Source organism: Nonomuraea helvata, from assembly GCF_039535785.1.
In the GTDB taxonomy this organism is placed as follows: Bacteria; Actinomycetota; Actinomycetes; order Streptosporangiales; family Streptosporangiaceae; genus Nonomuraea; species Nonomuraea helvata.
In genome coordinates this window covers 335,257-359,616 of the sequence record NZ_BAAAXV010000002.1, presented here as the reverse complement: position 1 = coordinate 359,616, position 24,360 = coordinate 335,257, and the positions used below count along the sequence as shown (strand labels likewise).

Sequence of the window (24,360 nt, the reverse complement as noted above, 5' to 3'; positions counted from 1 at the left end):
GCGCAGCAGCACCAGCGCGCCCGCGGGCAGGCCGTGGCCGGGCAGTGCGGTCACCGCCACGGAGCCCACCTCGCCGCCCCCCTCGCCGCCTCTGCCTCGGAGCACCCAGTCGGGGGCCTCGGCCGGCTCGATCCAGCGGGTGGGCGTCGGGGGAAAGCCCTGCAGCGCCTCCGTGAGCCCCGGAACCGTACGGGTGTCGATGGATGCGCTCTCGCGGACCACCTCACCCCGCGGATCGCAGACGACGATCGCGTGCTGGCGCGGGCCCAGTGGCATGACCACCAGCGCGGCGTCGGCGAACCGCCGGGCGGCCAGGCGCGCGGTCGCCTCCAGACAGCGCTCGAGGTTCAGGGAGGACAGCAGTTCGACGGACGCCTCGACCATGAACGCGGTCCAGGCCCGCTCGGCGTGCAGCTCCTCGACGGCCCGTTGGTGGTCGTCGGCATCGACGAGCCACCACGTGACACGATCGCCGTCGGCGTGTACGGGATGCGCCTCGAACACCGACCGGCCGACCGGACCGCGAGCCGCCTCGCGATCCCCGCGCCCGCGGTCGGTCCGCTGGTCGGCCCCCTGGTCAGCGCTGAGCCCGACGCAGACCTCGCGGTGGGCCTGCGACAGCCAGGCCGGGGCGACCCGCGCCAGCGGTACGCCGGCGGCCGCGCCGACGAGCAGCAGGCGAGCCGCCTCGTTCGCCTGCTCGATGATGCCGGCGGCATTGATCGCCAGCATCGGGTAAGGCGCGTCTTCCCACACCATCCCGATCGTGCCTCGCTTCAGGCCCCTCTCTTCAGCTCCGTCACTCTACGTGGTGCGGTCCGTCACTTTTCTCACGTCATGTGGTTCTTTGCAGGAACTTTCACCCCCGGCTGGCTCCCCCTGCCACGCGTTGACCGCCGCTCGAAGATCAGGTCTCGTGGAGATATCGATTCCTGGATCTCGTACTCGTTAGCAGCAACTTCTTGACGAGGGTCCTGCTGACTTCTACATTTCTGGGAAATCGATTGCTCGCCCCCCGAGCTCTCTCCAGATCAGGAGGATGCACTATGTCCGCTTTCGAGAGGGTGACTCGCCGATCGCTGCTGCGTGGCGGTGCCGTCATGCTGGGTTCGGCGATGGCGGCACCGCTGCTGTCCTCCTGCGGGGGCGGGGCGAAGTCCGGCAACGCCAAAGAGCTGACGTTCTGGAACTTCTACGGCCCCAACCCGAAGGCCGACGCGCAGAGCAAGTGGTTCACCGATCTCGTGGCCGGATGGAACGCCAACAACGAGGTCAAGATCAAGCTCCACTACCTGCCCGTCTCCGAATACATCGCCGGCACCGCGCTGCAGACCGCCTTCTCGGCAGGCCAAGGGCCGGACATCTTCCTGCTCAGCCCCGGCGACTTCCTCCGCTACCACAACGGTCATGTGCTGGCCGACCTCACGCCGTACCTCAAGCCCGACCAGATCGCCGACTTCGACGGCGGCGTGCTCAACACGCGCAAGGTGGACGGCAAGATCTACGGCCTGCCCATGGAGCAGGAGCCGCTGGCCGTCTACTACAGCGTCGACGCCTTCGAGAAGGCCAAGCTGTCAGAGGGCGACATCCCCAAGACCTGGGACCAGTGGCTCGACGTGGCCGCCAAGCTGACCACCAAGGACCAGTTCGGCCTCCTCTTCGAGACCATCCCGGGCTACTACCAGAACTTCACCTGGTACCCGTTCATGTGGATGGCGGGCGGCTCGGCCGTGCCGGAGAACGGCGGCGCCGGGTTCAACGTGCCCGGCGTGCACCAGGCGCTGAAGCTCTGGCAGGACGCGATCAACAGCAAGGTCGCGCCGCGCAAGCCGCAGGGCGACGGCGCGGGCAACGCGGCGGCGAACCTCGCCGGCGGGTACGTCGCCATGCAGCAGACCGGTATCTGGTCGGTGTCGCAGCTGGAGGCGGAGAAGAAGGACTTCAAGTACGGCGTGTTCCCGCTGCCCGTTCCCGACGGCGGCACGTACACCACCGACATCGGCGGGTGGGCGTTCGTGGCCAACGCCAAGGGCGCGAACCCGGACGCGGCGGGCAAGTTCATCGCCTGGGCGCTGGGCGCCACGGACGCGGCCGGGGTCGAGCGTGGCCGGCAGTGGAACACGGTCGTCAAGACGAACCTGCCCGCCCGCAAGTCCGTCCAGGAGGCGGCCAAGGCGGCGGGCGCGTTCGACAAGCCCGCGCTCAAGGTCTTCCTGGAGCAGGTGGTGCCGGGCGGGCGGGGCGAGCCCCGCTACACGCCCGAGGTGTACAAGGCCGTCTCGGACGCCATCCAGGCCACCCAGCTAGGCGGCGTGGACCCGGCGAAGGCGGCGGCGGACGCCGCGTCCAAGATCGACACTTTCCTGAAGGGCTACAAGGGTGCAGCCATGCTCTGACGCTCCCCGCGTCGCGCCGCCGGTGTGGACCCGTCGCAGACGGGAGGCGCTGGCCGGGTACGCGTTCGTGGCCCCCGACCTGCTGGGCCTGCTCGTCTTCGTCGGGCTGCCCATGGTGCTGGCCGTCGGCGTGTCGCTGTTCAGCGTGGACGGCTTCGGCGGTTACACGTACGTGGGCCTGGACAACTTCCGGCAGATGGTCGAGGACGCGCAGCTCTGGCAGAGCGTCAAGGTCACGCTGACGTACATGGTGACCTTCGTCCCCATCGGCTTCGTCGTCAGCCTCGGGCTCGCGCTGCTGGTCCGCGACCACTTCCCCGGCGTCGGGCTGGTGCGCACGATGTTCTTCCTGCCGCACGTCATCAGCCTCGTCGTGGTCGGCGTCGCCTGGCAGTTCCTGCTGGCCGACAAGCAGGGTGCGGTGCCCGCGCTGCTGCGGCCCGTGGGGCTCGGCGACGTGTCCTTCCTGGGCAACCCCGCGCTGGCGCTCGGGTCGCTGGTGGCGATCAGCATCTGGTTCTTCATGGGGTACCAGATGCTGATCCTGCTGGGCGGGCTGAAGGACATCCCGAAGGAGTACGAGGAGGCGGCGCGCGTGGACGGGGCGACCTCGTGGCAGCGCTTCCGCCATATCGTCTGGCCGCTGCTCCGCCCGACGAGCTTCTTCGTGCTGGTCAACTCGACCGTCGGCGCGGTGACCGGGCTGCAGGCCTTCGACCTCGTGTACGTGCTGACCAAGGGCGGCCCGGCCAACAGCACCTCCAGCGTGGTCTTCTACATCTACCAACAGGCCTTCACCTTCAACAACGACGGCTACGCGGCGGCGCTGACCACGGTGGTCGTCGGGTTCCTGATCGTGGCCACGGGGCTGATGTTCGGGTTCACGAAGGGAGGCAGGTTCGATGTCGGTTAGGCTGCGCGCCCTCGTCGGGTACGCGCTGGCGGCCGTCACGGTGGCGCCGCTGGTCTGGCTGCTGGTGGCGGTGCTGAAGCCGGCGGACGAGCTGTTCGACGTGGGGCTGCCCTCCAGGCTGACCCTGGACAACCTGCTCTACGTGCTGACCGAGGTGCCCATCGGCACGTACATGCTCAACAGCCTCATCGTGTCCGCGGCGGTCACGGTGGTCGCGCTCGTGCTCCACTCGATGGCCGCGTACGCACTGGCCCGGCTCCGCTTCCCCGGGCGACAGGTGGTCTTCTCGATGATCGTCTCCACGCTGCTGGTGTCGCTGCCGGTCATCCTCGTGCCGCTGTTCCTGGTGGCCAGGCAGCTCGGGCTGCTGGACACGTACGCGGGGCTGATCCTGCCGGCGATCTTCCACGCTTTCGGGATCTTCCTGCTCCGGCAGTACTACCTGACCATCCCGCGCGAACTGGAGGAGGCCGCAGACCTCGACGGATGCGGATATTTCCGGCGCTGGTGGCAGGTGATCGTGCCGCTCAGCCGGCCCGTGCTCGCCTCGCTGGCCGTGCTGTTCTTCCTGGCCAACTGGAACGCGTTCCTCTGGCCGCTGACCGCAACCCGCGATCCCGAGCTGCGCATGGTGCAGGTCGGGATCGCCACCCTCACAGGCCAGTACGGCTCGGCCTGGAACTACGTCCTGGCCGCGACGGTGATCGCGGCCGTGCCCACGTTGATCGCGTTCGTGCTCGGCCAGCGCCGCCTGGTCGAGGCGATCAAGACCTCCGGACTGAAGTGAGTGACATATGACCTACGGAAATCACGGCAGCAGCCTGCGCGACCTGCCCCGCCTGCGGGCGTCCAAGCGCAAGCGGGTCTCGAGCTACGACCGTACGGGCGGGAACGAGGACCGGCTGACGGTCCAGGCGGGCACCACCGTGACCCTGGCCGACATCGAGGGCCCCGGCTCGATCAACCACATCTGGTGCACGGTGGCGCTGCCGCTGAAGGACGTGCCGGACGCGGTCGACGTCGACTACCTGCGCAGGCTCGTCCTGAAGATCACCTGGGACGATCAGGAGCACCCGAGCGTGCTGGTGCCGCTCGGCGACTTCTTCGGCATGGGCCACGCCAAGACGGCGAACTTCGTCTCCGCGCCGCTGCAGATGAGCCCGCAGGACGGCAAGAGCTTCAACTCGTGGTTCCACATGCCGTTCGCGAGTCGGGCGAAGGTGGAGCTGATCAGCGAGCTGTCGGCCGAGCCGGTCTTCTTCTACTACTACATCGACTACGAGCTGTTCGACTCCGCCGCCGACGACCTCGGCTACTTCCACGCGCAGTGGCGGCGCGAGCGGCCCACCGACGGGGTCCCGCAGGGCACGCAGAGCAACCGTGAGTTCCAGGTCGAGGGCATCAACGACACGGGCGACGGCAACTACGTCATCCTCGACGCCGAGGGGCGCGGCCACTTCGTGGGCTGCGTGCTCAACATCCGCAACCTGCGCGAGACCAGCGACTGGAACTGGTACGGCGAGGGCGACGACATGATCTTCATCGACGGGGAGCCGTTCCCGCCCTCCCTGCACGGCACCGGCACCGAGGACTACTTCAACACCGCCTGGTGTCCGACGCAGACGTACCACGCGCCGTACCACGGCATCACCATGCCGGGCGGGGACAACTGGAGCGGCGAGATCTCCCTCTACCGCTTCCACGTCGAGGACCCGATCACCTTCACCGAGTCCATCAGGGTGACGATCGAGCACGGCCACGCGAACAAGCGCTCCGACGACTTCTCGTCGGTCGCGTACTGGTACCAGACGCTGCCGCACAAGCCGTTCGGGCTCGCGCCGGTGGAGGAGCGGCTGCCGTTCCCGCCCGTGTAATCGATTTCCCAGGGCATGGGTCCGTGTCTGCGCCGCTTTCGCTGAAATGGGATGAGATTGGTCAAGATCCAGGACGTCGCGCGGCATGCCGGGGTCTCCGCCGCGACGGTCTCCCGCGTGCTCAACGGCCGCTCCACGGTCAACCCGGAGCTGGCCGCCCGTGTGCTCGCCGCCGTACGCGAGCTCGGCTACCGGCCGAACGGGGTGGCGCGCAATCTCCGGCGCAGGCAGACGACGCTGTGGGCGGTGCTCGTCTCCGACGTCGGCAACCCGTTCTTCACCTCCCTGGTACGGGGGGTGGAGGACGGGGGCCGGCAGTTCGGGTACTCGGTCGTGCTGTGCAACACGGACGAGAACCGGGCACGGGAGGCCGAGTACATCGCGGTGGCGCAGGCCGACAACATGGCCGGCGTGATCATCTCCCCGGCCGACGACTCCACGGACATCAGCGCCCTGGTCGCGGCCGGGACCGCCGTGGTCACCATCGACCGCGAGCTGGCCGAGACCGAGGTGGACGCGGTGCTGGTGGACAACGAGAAGGGCGCGGAGCTGGCCACCACGCACCTGCTGTCGTCCGGCTACCGGCGCATCGCCTGCATCACGGGGCCGCGGCGCATGTCGACGGCCATGCAGCGGCTGCGCGGCTACCACCGGGCACTGCGCGCCTTCGGGGTGCCGCTGGACCGTGCCCTGGTGCGGCACGCGGACTTCCGTGAGGAGGGCGGCTGTTCGGCCATGGCCGCGCTGCTGAACGAGGGCGTGGAGATGGACGCGGTGTTCGCCGCCAACAACCTGATGACGGTAGGGGCGGTGGAGTGCCTGACGGAGCGCGGGGTGCCGATCCCCGAGCGGGTGGCGGTGATCGGGTTCGACGACATCCCCTGGGCCCGGCTGTTCCGGCCGGGGCTGAGCACGGTGCGGCAGCCCACGTACGAGCTGGGGCGGGCGGCGGCGCAGCTGCTGGCGGACCGGATCGAGAACCCGGCCCGGCCGGCTGTCCGGATGGTGTTGCAGACGGAGCTCCACCCCCGCGAGAGCTCCCGGCCGCGCCGCCCCCATTGACCGCCGCCCGCGTCGCGCCGAGCAGCTGAGCTGCAGGAAATCGGTTCACCGTTGTGATTCTGTGATGTGAAGCGGGATTGACGGTCCGCAGACCGAGACTTAGCTTGAGTGGAAATCGATTTCTGAGCAATCGATTTCTGACTATGGAGGACATATCCCGTGGCACGTATCGGAGTGCTGAGCATCTCGGACGGGCGCGACTACGTCGCCCGCGATCTCGTGGAGCACATCACCAACGCGACCACCGCGCTCGCAGAGGCGCTGCGCAAGGAGGGCCACGAGGTGATCGTGGCCCCGGAGATCGTGTGGACCAACGAGCTGGCCACGTCGCAGGCCCGGTGGCTGGCCGACCGCAGGCCGGACCTCACGATCTTCAACTACGCCGTCTGGGCCTTCCCGCACTTCACCATGCTGGCGGCCGAGTCCACCCCCGGGCCGCTGCTGCTCATGGCGAACATCGACCCGGTGCAGCCCGGCATGGTCGGCATGCTCGCCGGCGGCGGCGCCCTGGACCAGATCGGGCGGCTGCACGCGAGGGCCTGGGGCGACATCGACGACCCCGCCGTCAGGGAGCGCGTGCTGACCGAGGTACGCGCCGCGCAGGCCGTCAGAGGGCTGCGCGGCTCGACGTTCGGCAGGATCGGCGGCCGGCCCATGGGCATGAACACCGCCGTCGCCAACACCGACCAGTGGATGCGCACGTTCGGCGTGGACGTCGAGGAGATCGACCAGTGGGAGATCGTCCGCCGCAGCGAGAACGCGTCGCAGACCCGCGTCAAGGCAGCCCGCGAATGGCTCGAGGCCAAGGGCAACGTCCACTACGACGGCAAGCAGCTCACCCCTGACCTGCTCGAACGCCAGATCCGCACGTACTACGCGATGCGCGAGCTCATCGACGAGTGGAACCTGGACTTCTCCGGCATCAAGGGCCAGCCCGAGCTGACCACGCACTTCTGCACGATGGACATCGCCGAGGCCTTCCTCAACGACCCGTACGACTGGGAGGGCCCGAAGGACACCCACGTCTGCGCCACCGAGGCCGACATGGACGGCGCCCTGACGATGCAGATCCTGAAGCTGCTGAGCGGCGACCCCGTGCTCTTCGCCGACGTCCGCCACTATCACGCGGACAAGGACGTCTGGGATCTGTGCAACTCGGGGCAGCACGCCACCTGGTACGCGGCACGGTCCGACGACCCCGAGGAGAACCTCGCCAAGACGCACTTCTACCCCGAGGTGTTCTTCTTCCCGGCGGGCGGCGCCAGCGTGCACCACCTCGCCGCCCCCGGCGCCGCCACCTTCGCCCGCCTGACGCGCAGGGACGGCAATTACCGCATGCACGTGATGCGCGGCGACTTCGAGCTGTACGACGACGCCACCAACGAGGCGATGGCCCGGCAGTCCACGTTCGAGTGGCCGCACGCGTTCACCAGGCTGCACGTGCCGGCCACCGAGTTCCTCGGCCGGTTCGGCTCCAACCACATCCACGCGGTCCCCGGCGACTACGTGGCCGAGCTCGAAGCGGTCTGCAAGCAGCTGGGTGTCGAGTTCGAGGGGTTCGGCGATGCGGCTTAGCGCGATTCTGGCGACGGCCGCCCTGGTCGTCGGGGGCCTGGCGGCGGTCACGTCGGCCCAGCGCACCACATCAGGAAATGTCGGTTACTTCCGTACGCAGTCCCGCGTCGGCGGCACCAGCCCCGGCAAGAGCTGGCCGTTCCTGCGGGTCTCCGGCACGCAGGGCAAGTTCGTGGGGATCAGCCACACCATGCGCGGCCCGACCACCCGCAACTACCTGGAGGGTGACGAGCGCGTCTTCGTGGACGGCTCGCGTACCCCGCAGATCCACGGCACCGGCACCGAGGACTTCTACCAGGCGGGCTGGTACTTCAACCGCGAGACCTTCAGCACCCCGTTCCACGGCAACACCGCGCACCTGGCCCCCGCGACCGGCTGCCCGGCCGACGACGACTGCACGGGCGCGTACCGGCTGATGATCGGCGACGCGGTGCCGTTCGGGAGCTCGCTCACGTTCGACATCGAGCACGGCTGGACGAACGACGTCGAGGGCGTCTACTCCTCCACCGCCTACTGGTACGGCGCCGACCAGGCCGCCACGGCCCAGACGGACTCGTTGACGGTCGGCGACCAGGCCGGCGAGCAGCAGCACGGCTACACCGGCCAGGGCGAGGTCGAGACGCTGGACTCGGCCTTCGAAGGCGACTTCAGGAACCCCCTGACGCTCAAGGCCACCCACCGCGTCACCCAGGCCCCGGTCACCTTCAAACTGCGGATCGACCGGAGCAACCAGGGCGTCGAGCTGCGCCGTACCGGCGACCAGAGCGTGGCGGGACAGCACGCCGAGGTCACCGTCAACGGGCACAGGCTGCCTGACTGGGTGCAGCCGCTGGGCAACCGGACCCGCAGGTGGCTCGAGGACGTCTACCAGATCCCGGCGGGCGTCACCCGCGGGCAGCGCGAGATCACCGTGCAGCTCACCCCGAAGAGCCCCTGGTCGGCGGCCTCCTACACGGCTTGGAGTCTGCGGTGACGACAGTGCTGACGATGCGGGCCATCGGCAAGTCCTTCCCCGGCGTGCGGGCCCTGGACGGGGTCTCGCTCACCGTGGCGGAGGGCGAGGTGGTGGCCCTGCTCGGGGAGAACGGCGCCGGCAAGTCCACGCTGATGAACATCCTGGCCGGGGTGTTCAAGGACTACGAGGGCGAGATCGAGGTCGGCGGCGAGCTCGTCCACATCCACTCGCCCAAGGACGCGCGGCGGCACGGGATCGCCATGATCCACCAGGAGCTCAACCTGGTGCCCGAGCTGACCATCGCGGACAACATCTTCCTCGGCCAGGAACGTGCGCTCCTCGACCGCAAGACCACGGAGTCGCGCACCGCCGAGCTGCTGCGCGGCCTCGGGCTCGACCTGTCGCCGCGCACGCTCATCAAGCAGTGCAAGATCGCCGAACGCCAGCTCATCGAGGTGGCCAAGGCCCTGTCGCAGAACGTCCGCGTCCTGGTCATGGACGAGCCCACCTCGGCCCTGGCCGACGCGGAGGTGCACCGGCTGTACGAGGTCATCCGCGACCTGACCGGGCGCGGCGTGGCCGTCATCTACATCTCGCACCGGCTGGAGGAGCTGGAGGAGATCGCCGACCGAGTCGTCGTGATGCGCGACGGCCAGTACATCGGCGAGCGCAACGGCATCAACCGGGACGAGCTCATCCAGATGATGGTCGGCCGTCCCCTCGGGGAGATGTTCCCCCGCGCCGACGGCGGCTCCACAGGTGAGGAGCTGCTGAAGGTCGAGGGGCTGTCGGTGCCCGGCGAGTCCGGTTCGGGCCGCACCCCGCTGCATGACATCTCCCTGTCCGTACGGGCGGGAGAGATCGTCGGCGTCGCCGGCCTCATGGGCGCCGGCCGCAGCGAGCTGCTGGAATCGATCTTCGGTGTCAGCAAGCCGGCCCAGGGCGAGATGACCCTGGGCGGGCGGCCCTACCGGCCGAAGAGCCCGAAGGCAGCGATCAGGCGCGGCGTCGCGCTGGTCGCCGAGGACCGCAAGGCGCAGAGCCTGGTGCTCGGCAACACGATCGGCTTCAACGCCAGCCTGCCCTCGCTCAAGCGCTTCCTGCGGCTTGGCGTCGTGGACGCCAAGCGCGAGAACGCGGCCGTCGAACGGCAGGTGCGCGAGCTGCGCGTCAAGGCCCCCGGCACCCGCTTCACCGTCGGCAATCTCTCCGGCGGCAACCAGCAGAAGGTCGTGCTGGCCAAGTGGCTGCTGACCGAGCCGTCGCTGATCCTCATGGACGAGCCCACGCGCGGCATCGACGTGGGGGCCAAGGCGGAGATCCACGCCCTCATGTCGTCGCTGGCGGCCGAGGGCAAGGGCGTCCTCGTGGCCTCGTCCGAGCTGCCCGAACTGCTCGCCATGTGCGACCGGATCCTCGTGCTCTGCGAGGGCCGCGTCACCGCCGAGTTCCGCAGAGGTCAGACCACACAGGAGGCCATTCTCGAGGCCGCCATGGCCAGACAAAAGGTGACCGTATGACAACCGTGAAAACCGCGCCGCCCGTCAAGGCACCGGGGGAGAGCCGGATGCGGCGCACGCTCTCCGCCCTCGGCGCCGGGCAGGCGTACATCGGCCTGGTGCTGATCCTCGCCGTCGGGATCGCCACCAAGGGCGAGATGTTCCTGAACGAGACGAACCTCACCAACGCCATCGGCGCCTTCGCCTCCCGCGGCATCCTGGCCGTCGGCGTCACGCTGGTGATCCTGACCGGCGGCATCGACCTGTCGGTCGGCTCGCTGCTGGGCATCGGGTCGATGACGGCCGCGATGATGCTGGCCAAGTTCTCGCTGGACCCGTGGCAGATCGTGCCGATCTGCATGGCGGTGGGCGCCCTGTTCGGGTTCCTGAACGGCGCCGGCACCGCCTGGCTGCGCATCCAGTCGTTCGTCATGACCTTGGCCATGCTGTCGGTCGTACGCGGCCTGGACCGGCAGGTCAGCGACAACGTCAGCGTCGGCACCCAGATCGCCGGGCCCGACGGGAAGCTGACGCCGCAGGCGGAGGCGTTCCAGGTGTTCGGCACCCCCGGGCACAACCTGTTCGATCGCATCTACTATCCGGTGCTGGCCTTCATCGTGGTCTGCATCGTCTTCCACCTGATCCTGACGAAGACCCGGTTCGGCCGGCACGTGTACGCCGTCGGCGGCAACGCCACCGCGGCCCGGCTGTCCGGCGTCAACGTCACGGCGGTCACGATCGCGGTCTTCACGCTGTCCGGCATGCTCGCCGGCTTCGCCGGGCCGATCGACGCCGCCTACAGCGCCTCGGCCGACCCGCAGGCCGGGCTGTCGTTCGAGCTGGACGCCATCGCCGCCGCCGTCATCGGCGGGGCGTCACTGGCGGGCGGCAAGGGCACCATCGCCGGCACGTTCGTCGGGGCTCTCATCCTGACGCTCCTGGACAACGTGCTCGGCCTCAACGCGGTCAGCGACAACTGGCAGCTCGTCATCAAGGGACTGATCGTCGTAGTGGCGGTCGTCCTGCAGCGTCCCGATCTCTTCAAGTTTCTCCGAGGAGGGTCTCGATCATGAAGAAGACCATCACCCTTATGCTCTGCGCGCTCCTGGCCGCCGCCTGCGCCTCCAAGACCCCCGCGCCTTCGGCGAGCACGGACAGCGGCGCCGGCGCGAAGAAGAAGTTCGTCGTCGGCTACTCGCAGTCGAACAACGCCGAACCGTACCGCGCCCAGCTCAACCTGCAGCTGCAGCACTTCCTGAAGCAGTATCCGGACATCGAGCTGCTGCCGATCGCCGACGCCAAGCAGTCGAGCGCCACGCAGGTCTCCCAGGTCCAGAACTTCATCACCCAGAAGGTCGACGCGCTCATCGTCTCGCCCACCGAGCCCGCGCCGCTGACGGCGGCCGTGCAGCAGGCGTGCGACGCGAAGATCCCCGTGATCGTCCTCGACCGCACCGTGAACACCGACTGCTACACCGCGTTCATCGGCGGCGACAACGTGCTCATCGGCAGGAAGGCGGGAGAGGAGGCGGTCAGGCTGCTGCCGAACGGCGGCAACATCGTCGAGCTGCGCGGCATCATGTCCAACCAGCCGCAGATCGACCGCGACAAGGGCTTCCGCGAGGCCATCGCGGCCAACCCCAAGATCAAGATCATCGCGGACCGCGAGGGCAAGTGGGTCAAGGAGCAGGCCACCCCGATCATGCAGCAGTGGCTGTCCCAGAACCAGCAGATCGACCTCGTGTACGGGCACAACGACCCGATGGCGCTGGGCGCGTACCTGGCGGCGCAGGCGGCGGGCAAGGCCGACAAGATCAAGTTCGTCGGCATCGACGGCCTGGCCATCCCCGACGGCGGCATCCGCGCGGTCCAGCTCGGCCAGCTCTCGGCCACGTTCATCTACCCGACGGGCGCGAAGGAGGCCGCCGAGACCGTCAACAAGATCCTGCACGGCCAGCAGGCCGAGAAGAAGCAGGTGCTCGGCACCACGCAGGTCACCAAGGAGAACGCGGCCGAGCTGTACAAGCAGTACGACCTGTCGGGGCAGAACTGATGTTCCTCGGCGTCGACATCGGCACCTCGAGCTCCAAAGGGGTGCTCGTGGCGCCCGACGGCACGGTCGTGGCGACGGCGGTACGGGAGCACTGTACCGAGACGCCACGGCCGGGCTGGTTCGAGCACTCGGCGCAGGACGTCTGGTGGGCGGACTTCGCCGCGATCGTGGCGGAACTCGCCCGTCCCGGCATCGCAGCCGTCGGGCTGAGCGGCATCGGGCCGGTCGTGCTGCCCTGCGCGGAGGACGGCACGCCGCTGCGGCCCGCGATCCTGTACGGGGTGGACACCCGCGCCACCGCCGAGATCGCGGCGCAGACCTCGCGTTACGGCGCCTCGGCGATCCTGGAGCGGTGCGGGTCGCCGCTCACGTCCCAGGCGGTGGGGCCCAAGCTGGAGTGGCTGCGCACCCACGAGCCCGAGGTGTGGGGGCGGACCCGGCGGCTGTTCATGGCGCACTCGTGGCTGGTCCACCGGCTGACCGGCGCCTACGTGCTCGACCACCATGCGGCCAGCCAGTGCACGCCGCTGTACGACACCCGTGCCCATGAGTGGATCACCGACTGGGAGCTCTTCCCCGAGGTGGAGCTGCCCGCGCTGGCATGGAGTGGCGACGTCGTCGGCACGGTGACGGCGCCGGCCGCGGCGGCGACCGGGCTGCCCGAGGGGATCCCGGTGGTCGCCGGGACGATCGACGCGTGGGCCGAGGCGCTGAGCGTCGGGGTGACCTCGCCCGGGGATGTCATGCTGATGTACGGCACGACCATGTTCCTGGTCGAGGTCTTCGCCTCGCGGGCGGTCTCGCCGCGGCTGTGGGGGACCGCCGGGGTGTCGCCCGGGACGTACAACCTGGCGGCCGGGATGGCGACCTCCGGCGCGATCACCGGGTGGCTGCGGGACCTGACCGGCGCCTCGTACGCGTCGCTCACGGACGAGGCCGCCGCCGTGGGACGCGGGGCGGAGGGGCTGCTCATGCTGCCGTACTTCGCGGGGGAGCGGACACCGCTCTTCGACCCGGACGCGCGCGGGACCCTGATCGGCCTGACGCTGCGCCACGGGCGCGGGCACCTGTACCGTGCCGCGCTGGAGGCGACCGCCTTCGGGGTGCGGCACAACCTGGAGGCCATGCGGTCGGCGGGCGGATCGGCCAAGCGGCTGGTGGCGGTGGGCGGCGGGACGCGCGGCGGGCTGTGGACGCGGATCGTGTCGGACGTGCTGCAGCAGGAGCAGGTCCTGCCCACCCACACGGTCGGCGCCGCCTTCGGCGACGCCATGCTGGCCGCCCAGGCCTGCGGCGTCTCATGCGAGGGCTGGAACCCGGTGGATTCCGTCGTGGAGCCCGACCCCGCCGCCGCCGAGGACTACGGACGCCTGTACGAGCTCTACCGCGACCTGTACGAGTCGACGGCCCACATCGCCCACGAGCTCGCGGGGCGTTAACGGGAGCTGCTCTGGCGGGGATGGAGCTCGGCGGGCAGCACGATGGTGGCGGGCTTGGCGGCCGGGGTCGCGATGCGGTCGACCAGGAGGCGGGCGGCCATCCGGCCCAGCTCGTACGTCGGCTGCGCCACCGTCGTGGGCGAGGGACGCACCAGGTCGGCCCACGGGACCTCGTCGAAGCCCACCAGCCCCATCTCCCCGGGCACGTCCACCCCGCGCTCCTTCAGGCACCGCAGCGCGCCCACCGTCATGAGGTTGTTGGCCACGAACACCGCGTCGGGAGGCTCGGGAGAGGACAGCAGTGCGGCCATGGCGTCGTAACCGCCCTGCTCGCGGAAGTCCGTGCGGACGATCACGGGAGGCGCGGACAGGGCGGCGGTGTAGCCGCGCAGGCGCAGGTCGGCGGTGCTCACGCCCTCGGGCCCCGTGATGCACGCGATCCGCCGGTATCCGGCCGCGAGCAGGTGCTCCACGGCCGTGCGCGCGCCCGCCTCGTTGTCGACCATCACCGTGTCGACGCTGCCGCGGGGCAGCTCCCGGTCGACGGCGACGACCGGGATGGGCGATTCGATCAGGGTCTTGGCCGCCTTGACGCTCCCTGACGAGGAGATGATCACACCGGCCATCTGCTCGCTCAGCGCCGCCGCGACGTACGTCTCCTCCTTGGCCGGGTCCTCGTCGCTGTTGCACAGGACGACCGAGTAGCCCTCCTGCTGGGCGACGTCCTCGATGCCGCGGACCATGGCGGTGAAGAACGGGTTGCCGATGTCGGAGATGATCACCGCCCAGAGCGTCGTGCGGCTGCGCCGCAGGTTACGCGCCACGGCGTTGGGACGGTAACCGAGCTCGCGGACGGCGGTGAGCACCCGCGCGACCATGTCGGGGTCGACGGTCTGGGCGCCGTTGAGCACGCGGGAGACGGTGGCGGCCGACACGCCGGCCTCCCGGGCGACGTCGTAGATAGTGGGCATCGCTCCAAGTTTCTACCATCGCGGAGCCCCGTGCCCCAGCCTCGCGCGGATCTGGGTAGAGGTCCTGGTCCAGGAATCGCTTTCCGTCCAAGATCATACTTCAACATTTCGCGAAATATTGAAATGTGCCGCTCTAGCTGCGGAAATGCTCTACATACATCCTGACAAATGAGGGCTTGACGGCCGTCAGGTCGTGATTGTACGTTCATCCAGAAATCGATTGCTCGCACCTCTTCTCCCTTCACCCGCCGCCCGCACCGCCTCCTGACTGCCGCGCGCGCTCAGGGGGTTCCGCACTGCCTGGAGAAGTCATGTCCTCGATCGTCCGACGATGTCTTGGCACGGTTCTTGCGACCCTGCTCGTCGCGGCTGTCACCGCCGTACCAGGGGTGACAGCCGCCGCCTCACCACCGCCCAGCCCGTTCTTCTCGACGGTGCAGATCGACTCCGCCGCCTCGGTCGGCGCGCCCGCCGTGGGCGACAACCGCAACCACGGCGATCTGTGGCCCAACTGCTGGTCCGACGACGACAACGTGTACACCGCGTACGGCGACGGCGTCGGCTTCGGCACGGCGTTCAGCGACATCGGGGTGGCCCGCATCTCCGGCATGCCGGGCAACCTGACCGGCACGCAGCTCCCCGTCGGCGACAACGTCGGCCAGGTGTGGAAGCCGAACCACACCCGCAAGCCCACCGGCATGGCCTGCGTGGGCGGCACGCTCTACCTGGCCGTGCAGGACCTGGCGTTCGACTTCGACGACGCCCCGGCCGCGACGATCGCGAAGTCGACCGACCACGGCCAGACGTGGACGTGGGACCGGTCGGCACCGATGTTCGACGACGGCCTGTTCACCACGATCTTCTTCCTCGACTACGGCAAGGCGTACGGCAGCGCCCCCGACGGCTACGTGTACGCCTACGGCCTCGACCACAACTGGCGCGACTCCTTCTCCGACCATGTGCCGGACCCGGTGGACGTGTGGCTGGCCCGCGTGCCCAAGGACTCGGTGCAGAACCGGTCGGCCTGGCAGTTCGTCAGCGGCTTCACCACCTCGGGCACGCCCACCTGGTCGGCGGACATGGGCCGGCGCGTCGCGGTGCTCCACGACGACCGGCGGCTCTACCCGGACGTCTACACCGCCAACCGGCCCAGGAACCTGAGCGTGCTCAGCCAGGGCGGCGTGGTCTACAACAAGCCGCTCAACCGCTACATCTACACGTCCTGGACGGAGTACACCTTCGAGTTCTACGAGTCGCCCACACCGTGGGGGCCCTGGAAGCACTTCTCGGGCAAGGACTTCGGCGGCTACCCGTGGACCAGGACCAAGCACGGCGGTTACGCCACGACGATCCCGTCGAAGTACATCAGCGCCGACGGCAGGTCGATGTGGCTCCAGTCGAACGTCTGCCCGTGCGGCGGCGGTTTCCCCGACGGGGAGCACTGGGCGTACACGTTCTCGCTGCGCAAGCTGCGCCTGGAGCCGTCCGTGGACACCACCCCGGGCAACGTGCCGGATGCGGGCAGGAACCTGGCCCGCGAGCCGGGCACCGTGGGCGTCGAGCGGGCCACGCATTTCGGCAACACCGCGTTCTACAACGACGGTGACAAGGCGCAGAGCGAGGACGACTGGAACGACGAGCGCAAGGGCTCGAGCTGGTGGGGCTACACCTGGCCGCGCGAGTACCTGATGAACAAGGTCGTCTTCACCGGCGGACAGACGTTCGGCGACGGCGGCTGGTTCGCCCGGGACCTCCGGGTGCAGGTGCGCAGGAACCACGCATGGGTGGACGTGAGCGGGCTGCGCATCACGCCGGACTACCCGTACGACAGCACCGCTGGGCCGAACCGCACGTACGAGCTGGGGTTCGACCCGATGGACGGCGACGGCGTGCGCGTCATCGGCGCGCCGGGCGGCACCCGCACATTCACCTCCATCGCCGAGCTCGAGGTCTACTACGGCGGCACGGCCGGGATGATGCGCGGCGGCTCGCCGGCGGATGTCACCGGTGACGGCAAGGACGACATCGTCGCCTTCACGCACGGATCGGGCGCGGACGTGTGGGCGGCCGCCTCCACCGGGACGGGCTTCGGCCCGTCCGGCAAGTGGCACGACTTCTTCGCCCCGAGCGGTGAGACCCCCTTGACCGGCGATTTCACGGGTGACGGCAAGGACGACATCGTCACCTTCACGCAAGGGGCGAATGCCGACGTGTACGTGGCCCCCTCCACCGGAACGGGCTTCGGCGCCGCCGCCAAATGGCACGACGACTTCGCCCTCAGCGGCGAGATCCCGGCGGTCGGCGACGTCAACGGTGACGGCAAGGACGACATCGTCACCTTCACGCGCGGTTCCAACGCTGACGTGTACGTGGCCCTGTCGACCGGCACGAGCTTCGGCGCGGGCCAGAAATGGCACGACTGGTTCGCGCTCGACGGCGAGTTCCCGGCCCTCGGCGACGTCAACGGCGACCGCAAGGACGACCTGATCGTCTTCACCCAGGGCTCCACGGCGGACGTCTACGTCGCACTGTCCACCGGCACGGGTTTCGGGGCTGCCGCGAAATGGCACGACGACTTCGCGCCCGGCGCGGAGCAGCCCCGCGTGGGCGACTTCAACGGCGACGGAAAAGACGACATCGCCACCTTCACGAACAACCCCGCCGCCGACGTGTACGTGGCCCTTTCTTCCGGTACGGGTTTCGGGGCTGCCGCGAAATGGCACGACGACTTCGCCCCGGCCGGTGAGTTCCCCTACGTCGGCGACTACGACGGCGACGGCAAGGACGACATCGTCACCTTCACCAAGGGATCGAGCAACGACGTCTTCGTCGCCACCTCCACCGGCACCGCCTTCGGCGCCGGGCTCAAGTGGCACGACTTCTTCGGCCTGAACGGCGAAACCACCCTGTGAAAGGGATGAGCATGACCCGCAAGCTGCTCGCCGCGCTGTCGGCGAGTCTGCTTCTCGCCGCCTCCGCCGTCACAGAGCAACCCGCTGTGGCGGCGGGGGCCGACCCGCAGCCGAGCCAGATCCGCTGACCGGTCGCCCAGCCCCACTATATCCTGTCATTCAGGATATAGTGGGGCTGTGAATATTACGGAACCCATGTTCCTGGCACTCACCGCGCTGGTCGACGAGCCGCGCCACGGCTATGGCATCGTCCAGGAGGCCGAGCGGCTGTCCGGCGGGCGCGTCCAGCTCAAGATCGGCTCGCTCTACGGCGTGCTGGATCGGCTCTCCGCGGAGGGGCTGGTCGCGCTCGACCGGGAGGAGGCCATCCAGGGGCGGCTGCGCCGCTACTACCGGCTGACCGACAAGGGGGTGGAGGCCCTGGAGGCCGAGACGGCCAGGTTGGCCGAGCACGTCAAGACCGCGACCGCCCGCCTGCGGGCCCGTACCGCAGGGGGGCACGCGTGATGCTGCTGGAGCGACGTTACCGATCCGTCCTGCGCATGCTTCCCGCCACCTATCGCGCCGAGCGCGAGGAGGAAATGGTGTCGGCTTTCATGGAGGTCTGCGGCGACGTGCCGGACGAGGAGAACCCGCGGCCCCGCTGGGGCGAGATCGCCAGCGTGCTGGGGCTCGCCGTACGGCTACGGCTCGGCGGTGCGGGAGCCGGGCCTCGGTTCGCCGTGTGGGGCGCCGCGGTGCGCCTGGTGGCGCTGCTCGGGCTCGCCTTTCAGAGCGTGCTCGGCCTGTTCGGGCTGTTCGCGCTGGTGAACCTGGGGCTGGGGTCGGAAGGGCCGGGCGTCTTCGGTGCGCCGGAGTCCGGTCTGCGCCTGTCCTGGATCCTGACAGGGGTCGAGTCGGTGCTGTGGGTGACCGCGTTCGTGGCACTCACACGGGGCGGAGTCCGCCAGGCCAAGGTCGCGGCGGGCGTCGCTACCGCAAGCGTGCTGGCCGAGCTCGCGACCACCGCCGATCCGCCACGCCTGGCGTGGAACGTGGCTGTCGGCCTGCTGACCGTGGTGCCCACGCTCGCCCTGTTCGCCGCCTATCACCGGGATGCGCCCGCCCTCCGCCTGGCATGGTGGCAGGCCGTGGCTCCGCCGGCCGGTGGGGTGATCCTGGTGGGCCTGACCCGGCTGGCGCTGGTGTCGCTCGCCGACGCGCCGTGGATGTGGAGGTGGACGGACTCGATCGGCATGGCGACGCTGGCGATCGCGCTCGGTGCAGGCATGTGCCTCGCCCGGGGTGGCTCGGCCCCCGTGCGGCTCGGGCTCGCGATGCTCGCCGGCGTGACGCTGCTGGCCCGCCTGGCCTGCCTCATGGGCCCCTCGGGAGACCCGGAGAACGTCGTGCGCATCTCAGATGCGGCGCAGTGCGTGCTACTCGCGGTGATCGTGCTGGTCCTCGCGGTTTCGGGGGTGCGTGCACTGCCTTCCGTACGGCATGCCTCTGCGGCACCCGCCACGTTCCGCCCCTGAAAGACGTCAACACGCGGACTTGACGGCGCGTTCGTGTGGGACCAACGTCCCGCCGGGCCGGGTCGCATGGCCCTACAGGACGGCTCCGCCCGAGCAGAGACTGGCTGCCATGGAGCGCTGAAAGGAGCCCTGCGGACATGGACCACATCGTGCTCGGCTACGACGGCTCGGACTTCTCGGTGCAGGCCCTGGACTGGGCGCTGGACGAGGCGGAGCTGAGGAAGCTGCCGCTGACCATCGCCCACGCCTGGCAGTGGCCGTACGGCGAGGCGGAGGAGGACGCCAAGGCCCACCTGCGCAAGGCGGCCGAGCACGTCCTGTGGCACGGCGCCGACTGCGCCCGCTCGACCAGCGCGGGCGTACGCGTGGAAACCGACCTGTACGAGGGCCCCGCCGCCCAGCGCCTGGTCGAGCTCTCCGGCGACGCCGCGCTCGTCGTGGTGGGCTCCCGCGGACTGAGCGCGCTGCCCAGAGCGGTCGTAGGCTCGGTCGCCGGATATGTCGCCGCGCACGCCGAATGCCCGGTGATCGTCGTACGCGGCCCTGGACCCCTGCCGGCCGAGACGGATCCGGGGCCGATCGTGGTCCCCGACAAGGAGCCCGACGCGGCCGTCCTGGAGTTCGCATTCGACGAGGCCGCCCTGCGCCGGGTCCCGGTGTCCGCCTCGGCCGACCTGTCCGAGTGGGCGCACCGCCGCCCCGAGGTCCCCATCCAGCAGGGGGAGGCACAGGAGCGCTGGACGCTCATGGTCGTCGGGCGCAGACGGTCGGCCCATTTCGGCGCCGCGAACTTCCTGCTGCAGCATGCTCCCTGCCCGGTCGCGGTCGTGACAGAAGGGTCTTACGCGCTGTGATGCAATGCTCGCGCACCGCGCTGCCCGCTTGATGCGACACTGGCGGGCATGGTCGCGTTCATTCCGTACCGGCGTGAGTGGTTGCGCGGTGACGTGCTGGCCGGGCTCACCGTGGCGGCCTACGCGATACCCCAGGTCATGGCCTACGCCATCGTGGCGGGGCTGCCGCCCGTGGTGGGCATCTGGGCCACCTTGGCGCCCTTGGCGGTCTATGCCGTGCTCGGTTCCTCCCGCCAGCTGTCGGTGGGTCCCGAGTCGACGACCGCGCTCATGACCGCCGTCGCGGTCGGACCGCTGGCGGCGGGTGATCCCGTCAGGTACGCGACACTCGCGGCCGGGCTCGCCGTCACCGTCGGCCTGCTCTGCCTGCTCTGCCGGCTGCTCCGCCTGGGGTTCGTCTCCGACCTCCTGTCCCGGCCGATCCTGGTCGGCTATCTGGCGGGTGTGGCGGTCATCATGATCGTCGGCCAGCTCGGCAAGGTGACCGGTGTCCGGGTGTCCGGGGACGGCGTCATCGCCGAACTGCTCTCGTTCGGGCGGGGCCTGACGGAGATCCATCCGGCGACGTTGCTGCTCGCTGCCGGGGTGCTGGCCCTGGTGTTCCTCGCGCAATGGCGCCTGCCGTGGATCCCCGCCCCGCTGCTCGCCGTCCTGCTGGCCACCGCCTGTGTGGCGCTGCTCGGGCTGGAGCGGTACGGGATCAAGGTGGTGGGCGAGATCCCCGCCGGGTTGCCGGCGCCGGCCCTTCCGGCGCCGGCTGATCTGCGCAACCTGCTGCTGCCCGCTCTCGGCGTGCTGCTGGTGGGCTACAGCGACAACGTTCTCACGGCCCGGTCGTTCGCCGCGAAGCACGACCAGCAGATCGACGCCAACCGGGAACTGCTCGCGCTCGGTGTGGCCAACCTGGGCGCGGGTGTCCTGCACGGGTTCCCGGTCAGCAGCAGCGGCAGCCGAACGGCCCTGGCCGACGCGGCCGGCGGCCGCAGCCAGGTGTACTCGCTCGTCGCTCTGGTCGCCGTCATGAGCGTGGTCTTCTTCGCCGGGCCGCTCCTGGCTGATTTCCCCCTGGCCGCGCTGGGCGCCATCGTGATCTACGCCGCCACGCGGCTGATCGATGTGGCGGCTTTCCGCCGTCTGGCCGCCTTCCGCCGCAGTGAGCTGCTGCTCGCCCTGGCCTCGTGCGCCGGGGTGCTGGTCTTCGACATCCTGTACGGCGTGCTTCTCGCGGTGGGGCTGTCGGTCGTGGAGATGCTGGCCCGCGTGGCCCGGCCACACGACGCGATCCTGGGCGTCGTCCCGGGCCTGGCGGGGATGCACGACGTGGACGACTATCCGGACGCGCGGACCATCCCCGGCCTGGTGATCTACCGCTACGACTCCCCGCTGTTCTTCGCCAACGCCCAGGATTTCCGGCGTCGCGCCCTGGCCACCGTGGACCAGCAGGAAGAGCCTGTGTCGTGGTTCGTGCTGAACGTCGAAGCCAATGTGGAGGTGGACGCCACGGCTCTGGACGCGATGGAGTCGCTCCGCTCCGAACTGACCCGCCGCGGCATCGTGTTCGCCATGGCCAGGGTCAAGCACGATCTGCGTACCTCGCTCGACGCGTTCGGCTTGACGGAGGCCATCGGGGAGGACCTGCTGTTTCCGACTCTCCCGACCGCCGTGACCGCCTACCGGCGATGGCAGACTCCGTGACGGAGTGACGGAACTATGTGCGCCAATGTCCGTTTCGGGAAGGAGGAGGGCAGAGACAGCTCTGTGAAGGAGGCCCGGTGATGACCGGACCGATCGTGGTCGGCGTGGACGGCTCCGAGTGCGCGAGAGCGGCGATGGAGTGGGCGGTGGCCGACGCCCGGCGCAGGCGGCTGCCGCTCAAGGCCGTACATGTGTGTGAACGCATCTCACGCGGCTTCGACAGCAGGAAGTACTGCCTCGGCGTGCTGGAGGCCGCCGCTGACAGTGCTCGCGCGGTCAGCGCGGACGTCGAGGTGAGCACCGAGCTGGCCGAGGGGAACGTCGTCGACGTCCTGATCCGCCAGTCGGCGTCGGCCGATTCCCTGGTGCTGGGTGGCCGGGGATCGGGGGGATTCGCCGAACTGGTGCTCGGCTCGGTCGGGCTGGCGGTCGCCGGCCATGCCGGGGGACCGGTCGTCATCGTCCGCGGGCCTGCCGCCGCGGAGCACGGCCGGATCGTGGTCGGCGAAGACGGCTCAGAAAGTGCGCGAGAGGCCATGGCGTACGCGGTCGAGCAGGCCCGTGCCCGCCACGCACAGCTGCTCGTCGTTCACGCGTGCCGGGAGTCGGTCGTCTCGGCCTACGCCCCGGACTACGGTCTCATGCTGGAGGACGCTTTCCAGGAGGAGGCCCGTGCGGCCCGGGAGCGGATGAGCCTGTGGCGCGCGGAGAACCCCGACGTGGAGATCATGGAACAGCAGGCGAGAGAGCATCCGGTGCCCGCCCTCAGCAAGGCCTCGGCCACGGCCGATCTGGTCGTGGTCGGCTCGCGCGGGCTGGGCGGTTTCGCCTCCGCGGTGCTCGGCTCGGTCAGCCACGGCGTGCTGCACCATGCCGTGTGCCCGGTCGCGGTGGTACGGCCCCGCGCCGAGAAGCCGTGACCGCCCCGGCCGCTGGGGTCAGGTGCCGGATCGGCAGGATCACGGCGGACGGGTGCCGGGGGTCGTGGAAGACCTGCTGGTCGGCGGCGCGGAGGGTGGTGGCGGTGGCGCGGGGTTCACCGGTGCCGGGGTTGCGGTTGTAGCGGGGGAAGGCGCCGCTGGAGACCTGGACGCGGATGCGGTGGCCGCGCTTGAACCGGTACGCCGTCGGCCACAGCTGGACTGTCGCGCGGGTGGTGTGGTCGGCGTCGGTGAGGCTGACCAGGCCGTCGCAGACGTTGGTGGAGCGGCCGTCGGCGTCGACGTCGCACAGGCGGACGAAGACGTCGGCGTACGAGAGGCTGGAGCGGAAGAAGATCTCGGCGCTGACCTCGCCGACGACCTCGACGTCCCCGTCCAGGACGGGAGTCGTGTAGGTGAGCACGTCGGGCCGGGCCTCGATCGCGGCGTTGTCGACGGGGCCCTCTTTGGCCGTGGGGGACAGGCGTACTCCGCCGGCCGTGGGGGTGGGGTCGGCGGGGTCGTAGCGGTAGCCGTCCGGGGAGGAGTCGGCGGGGGCTTCGGTGGAGAGGGCGCCGCCGGGCTGGAGGTGGAAGCGCTGGGGCTCGTACCCCGGCGGTGGCCAGGACGGGAAGTCGTGCCACTTGTCCTCGCCCATGACGAACAGGCGTACCGGGGCGCGCTCAGGCGGCCGCTGGTCGCGCGCGTAAGCCAGGCCGAACTCGAGAGCCTCACGGGTGACCGACTCACTTATGGCGAGGAAGGACATGTGCGCCCAGGGGCCGACCGTGAGCCGGGCGGTGGCGGATCCGGCGTCCTGCAGGACGCGGTAGTCGCGGAGCTGGCCGGGCAGGAACATGTCGTACCAGCCGCCGACCAGGCTCATCGGCACGGTGATGTCGGCGACCCGGTGGCGGTGGTCGGCGGGCGCCCAGAACGGGTCGTCGGCGTCGTGGGCGAGCACGTCCTGGATGAAGCCGGAGTGGTGACCCAGGGCCGCGACGTCGGCCTGGTTCAGCGGCAGCGCGCGCATGGCGCGCTGGACCTTCTTCTCCTCCAGCATCTGGCGGAGTGACGCGAACCTGCGTTCCTGGCAGGCCATCTGGACGCCCCAGACGAACGGGATCTCCAGGGAGAACCCGTCCTCACGGAGGAACTCCAGAGTGAAGGCCGATTCGGACATCGCCGGGATCATGGCCTTGACCTGGTGCGGTACGGCGTCGGCGACCGCCCACTGGACGGCGCCGAGGTAACTCATCCCGACGAGGACCATGGAGTCGCCGAACCAGGGTTGTTTGACCACCCAGTCCATGGTGTCCAGGCCATCCTCGCGCTCGCACCGCATCGGGTCGAAGGGGCCGTCGGAGCCGAACGTGCCGCGCGTGCTCTGCACCAGCACCTGGAAACCGCGCTCGGCCAGCGGCCTGGCCGTCTGCGAGGCGATCATGCCCGTCCGGCCGTAGGGGACGCGCACCAGCGCGGTCGGGAGGCCGTCGCCGCCGGACCTCGGGGCCCAGCGGTCGGCCAGCAGGACGGCCCCGTCGCGCATCCGCACCTTCAGATCGCGCTCGATGACCAGATCCCTGGTCAGCGGTGGGGCAAGGTGCTGCAGCCGCTGGGTGAGGTAACTGCTCACGTTCATCGGATACGACCTCCATCGACCTGCCGGTGGGGCAACAGGGATCCTTGGGTCCCTGCGCTCACCTTCGCCGAAGGAGCGGACCG

20 protein-coding genes are annotated in these 24,360 nt (G+C 69.7%); 18 read left to right on the top strand and 2 right to left on the bottom strand.

Annotated features, from left to right (window positions below; genetic code table 11):
- Nucleotides 1-252 precede the first annotated feature (252 nt).
- The 12 genes from ABD830_RS17550 (at nucleotide 253) to ABD830_RS17495 (ending at nucleotide 13,766) form a co-directional block, all read left to right on the top strand.
- On the top strand, nucleotides 253-966 hold the full coding sequence (locus ABD830_RS17550) for a hypothetical protein (protein WP_344988318.1): 714 nt from the start codon (nucleotides 253-255) through the stop codon (nucleotides 964-966).
- Between the two features lie 80 nt (nucleotides 967-1,046).
- Nucleotides 1,047-2,396, top strand: coding sequence for an ABC transporter substrate-binding protein (locus tag ABD830_RS17545; protein ID WP_344988317.1), 1,350 nt, complete (start codon nucleotides 1,047-1,049; stop codon nucleotides 2,394-2,396).
- Nucleotides 2,380-3,309, top strand: coding sequence for a carbohydrate ABC transporter permease (locus tag ABD830_RS17540; RefSeq protein WP_344988316.1), 930 nt, complete (start codon nucleotides 2,380-2,382; stop codon nucleotides 3,307-3,309). Before ABD830_RS17545 ends, ABD830_RS17540 begins: the two co-directional genes overlap by 17 nt.
- Complete coding sequence (locus ABD830_RS17535) at nucleotides 3,299-4,096, top strand: carbohydrate ABC transporter permease (protein WP_344988315.1); 798 nt, start codon at nucleotides 3,299-3,301, stop codon at nucleotides 4,094-4,096. Before ABD830_RS17540 ends, ABD830_RS17535 begins: the two co-directional genes overlap by 11 nt.
- Before the next feature lie 7 nt (nucleotides 4,097-4,103).
- Nucleotides 4,104-5,183 carry a glycoside hydrolase family 172 protein gene (locus ABD830_RS17530; protein ID WP_344988314.1) on the top strand — a complete coding sequence of 360 codons (1,080 nt, stop codon included), beginning with the start codon at nucleotides 4,104-4,106 and terminating at the stop codon, nucleotides 5,181-5,183.
- A 51-nt stretch (nucleotides 5,184-5,234) separates the two neighbouring features.
- Complete coding sequence (locus tag ABD830_RS17525; protein ID WP_344988313.1) at nucleotides 5,235-6,245, top strand: LacI family DNA-binding transcriptional regulator; 1,011 nt, start codon at nucleotides 5,235-5,237, stop codon at nucleotides 6,243-6,245.
- A gap of 159 nt (nucleotides 6,246-6,404) precedes the next feature.
- Entirely contained in the window at nucleotides 6,405-7,820 is a 1,416-nt protein-coding gene (locus tag ABD830_RS17520; RefSeq protein WP_344988312.1) for an L-fucose/L-arabinose isomerase family protein, read from the top strand.
- Nucleotides 7,810-8,793: a DUF2961 domain-containing protein gene (locus ABD830_RS17515; RefSeq protein ID WP_344988311.1), complete on the top strand. Its 984-nt coding sequence runs from the start codon at nucleotides 7,810-7,812 to the stop codon at nucleotides 8,791-8,793. The genes ABD830_RS17520 and ABD830_RS17515 overlap by 11 nt, the downstream gene beginning before the upstream one ends.
- A complete protein-coding gene (locus tag ABD830_RS17510) occupies nucleotides 8,790-10,295 on the top strand; it encodes a sugar ABC transporter ATP-binding protein (protein WP_344988310.1) in 1,506 nt (501 codons plus the stop codon). Before ABD830_RS17515 ends, ABD830_RS17510 begins: the two co-directional genes overlap by 4 nt.
- Nucleotides 10,292-11,347 (top strand): ABC transporter permease, encoded by a 1,056-nt coding sequence (locus ABD830_RS17505; RefSeq protein WP_344988309.1) that lies wholly within the window; start codon nucleotides 10,292-10,294, stop codon nucleotides 11,345-11,347. The genes ABD830_RS17510 and ABD830_RS17505 overlap by 4 nt, the downstream gene beginning before the upstream one ends.
- Nucleotides 11,344-12,327: a substrate-binding domain-containing protein gene (locus ABD830_RS17500; RefSeq protein WP_344988307.1), complete on the top strand. Its 984-nt coding sequence runs from the start codon at nucleotides 11,344-11,346 to the stop codon at nucleotides 12,325-12,327. Before ABD830_RS17505 ends, ABD830_RS17500 begins: the two co-directional genes overlap by 4 nt.
- Nucleotides 12,327-13,766, top strand: a complete 1,440-nt coding sequence (locus ABD830_RS17495; protein WP_344988305.1) for an FGGY-family carbohydrate kinase — start codon at nucleotides 12,327-12,329, stop codon at nucleotides 13,764-13,766. Before ABD830_RS17500 ends, ABD830_RS17495 begins: the two co-directional genes overlap by 1 nt.
- Here the strand turns inward: ABD830_RS17495 and ABD830_RS17490 are convergent.
- A complete protein-coding gene (locus tag ABD830_RS17490; RefSeq protein ID WP_344988303.1) occupies nucleotides 13,763-14,737 on the bottom strand; it encodes a LacI family DNA-binding transcriptional regulator in 975 nt (324 codons plus the stop codon). The two genes, ABD830_RS17495 and ABD830_RS17490, sit on opposite strands and share 4 nt — an antisense overlap.
- A gap of 311 nt (nucleotides 14,738-15,048) precedes the next feature.
- On the opposite strand from ABD830_RS17490, the gene ABD830_RS17485 reads away from it, so the two are divergent.
- The 6 genes from ABD830_RS17485 (at nucleotide 15,049) to ABD830_RS17460 (ending at nucleotide 22,635) form a co-directional block, all read left to right on the top strand.
- Nucleotides 15,049-17,649, top strand: coding sequence for an FG-GAP-like repeat-containing protein (locus ABD830_RS17485; RefSeq protein ID WP_344988301.1), 2,601 nt, complete (start codon nucleotides 15,049-15,051; stop codon nucleotides 17,647-17,649).
- Between the two features lie 177 nt (nucleotides 17,650-17,826).
- Nucleotides 17,827-18,156 (top strand): PadR family transcriptional regulator, encoded by a 330-nt coding sequence (locus ABD830_RS17480; protein ID WP_344988299.1) that lies wholly within the window; start codon nucleotides 17,827-17,829, stop codon nucleotides 18,154-18,156.
- A complete protein-coding gene (locus ABD830_RS17475) occupies nucleotides 18,153-19,166 on the top strand; it encodes a hypothetical protein (RefSeq protein WP_344988297.1) in 1,014 nt (337 codons plus the stop codon). The genes ABD830_RS17480 and ABD830_RS17475 overlap by 4 nt, the downstream gene beginning before the upstream one ends.
- Before the next feature lie 137 nt (nucleotides 19,167-19,303).
- On the top strand, nucleotides 19,304-20,020 hold the full coding sequence (locus tag ABD830_RS17470; RefSeq protein WP_344988295.1) for a universal stress protein: 717 nt from the start codon (nucleotides 19,304-19,306) through the stop codon (nucleotides 20,018-20,020).
- A 48-nt stretch (nucleotides 20,021-20,068) separates the two neighbouring features.
- Nucleotides 20,069-21,715 carry a SulP family inorganic anion transporter gene (locus ABD830_RS17465; protein WP_344988293.1) on the top strand — a complete coding sequence of 549 codons (1,647 nt, stop codon included), beginning with the start codon at nucleotides 20,069-20,071 and terminating at the stop codon, nucleotides 21,713-21,715.
- 80 nt (nucleotides 21,716-21,795) lie between these two features.
- Nucleotides 21,796-22,635 carry a universal stress protein gene (locus ABD830_RS17460; protein ID WP_344988291.1) on the top strand — a complete coding sequence of 280 codons (840 nt, stop codon included), beginning with the start codon at nucleotides 21,796-21,798 and terminating at the stop codon, nucleotides 22,633-22,635.
- Here the strand turns inward: ABD830_RS17460 and ABD830_RS17455 are convergent.
- A complete protein-coding gene (locus ABD830_RS17455) occupies nucleotides 22,565-24,277 on the bottom strand; it encodes a CocE/NonD family hydrolase (protein WP_344988289.1) in 1,713 nt (570 codons plus the stop codon). The two genes, ABD830_RS17460 and ABD830_RS17455, sit on opposite strands and share 71 nt — an antisense overlap.
- Between the last annotated feature and the right edge of the window lie 83 nt (nucleotides 24,278-24,360).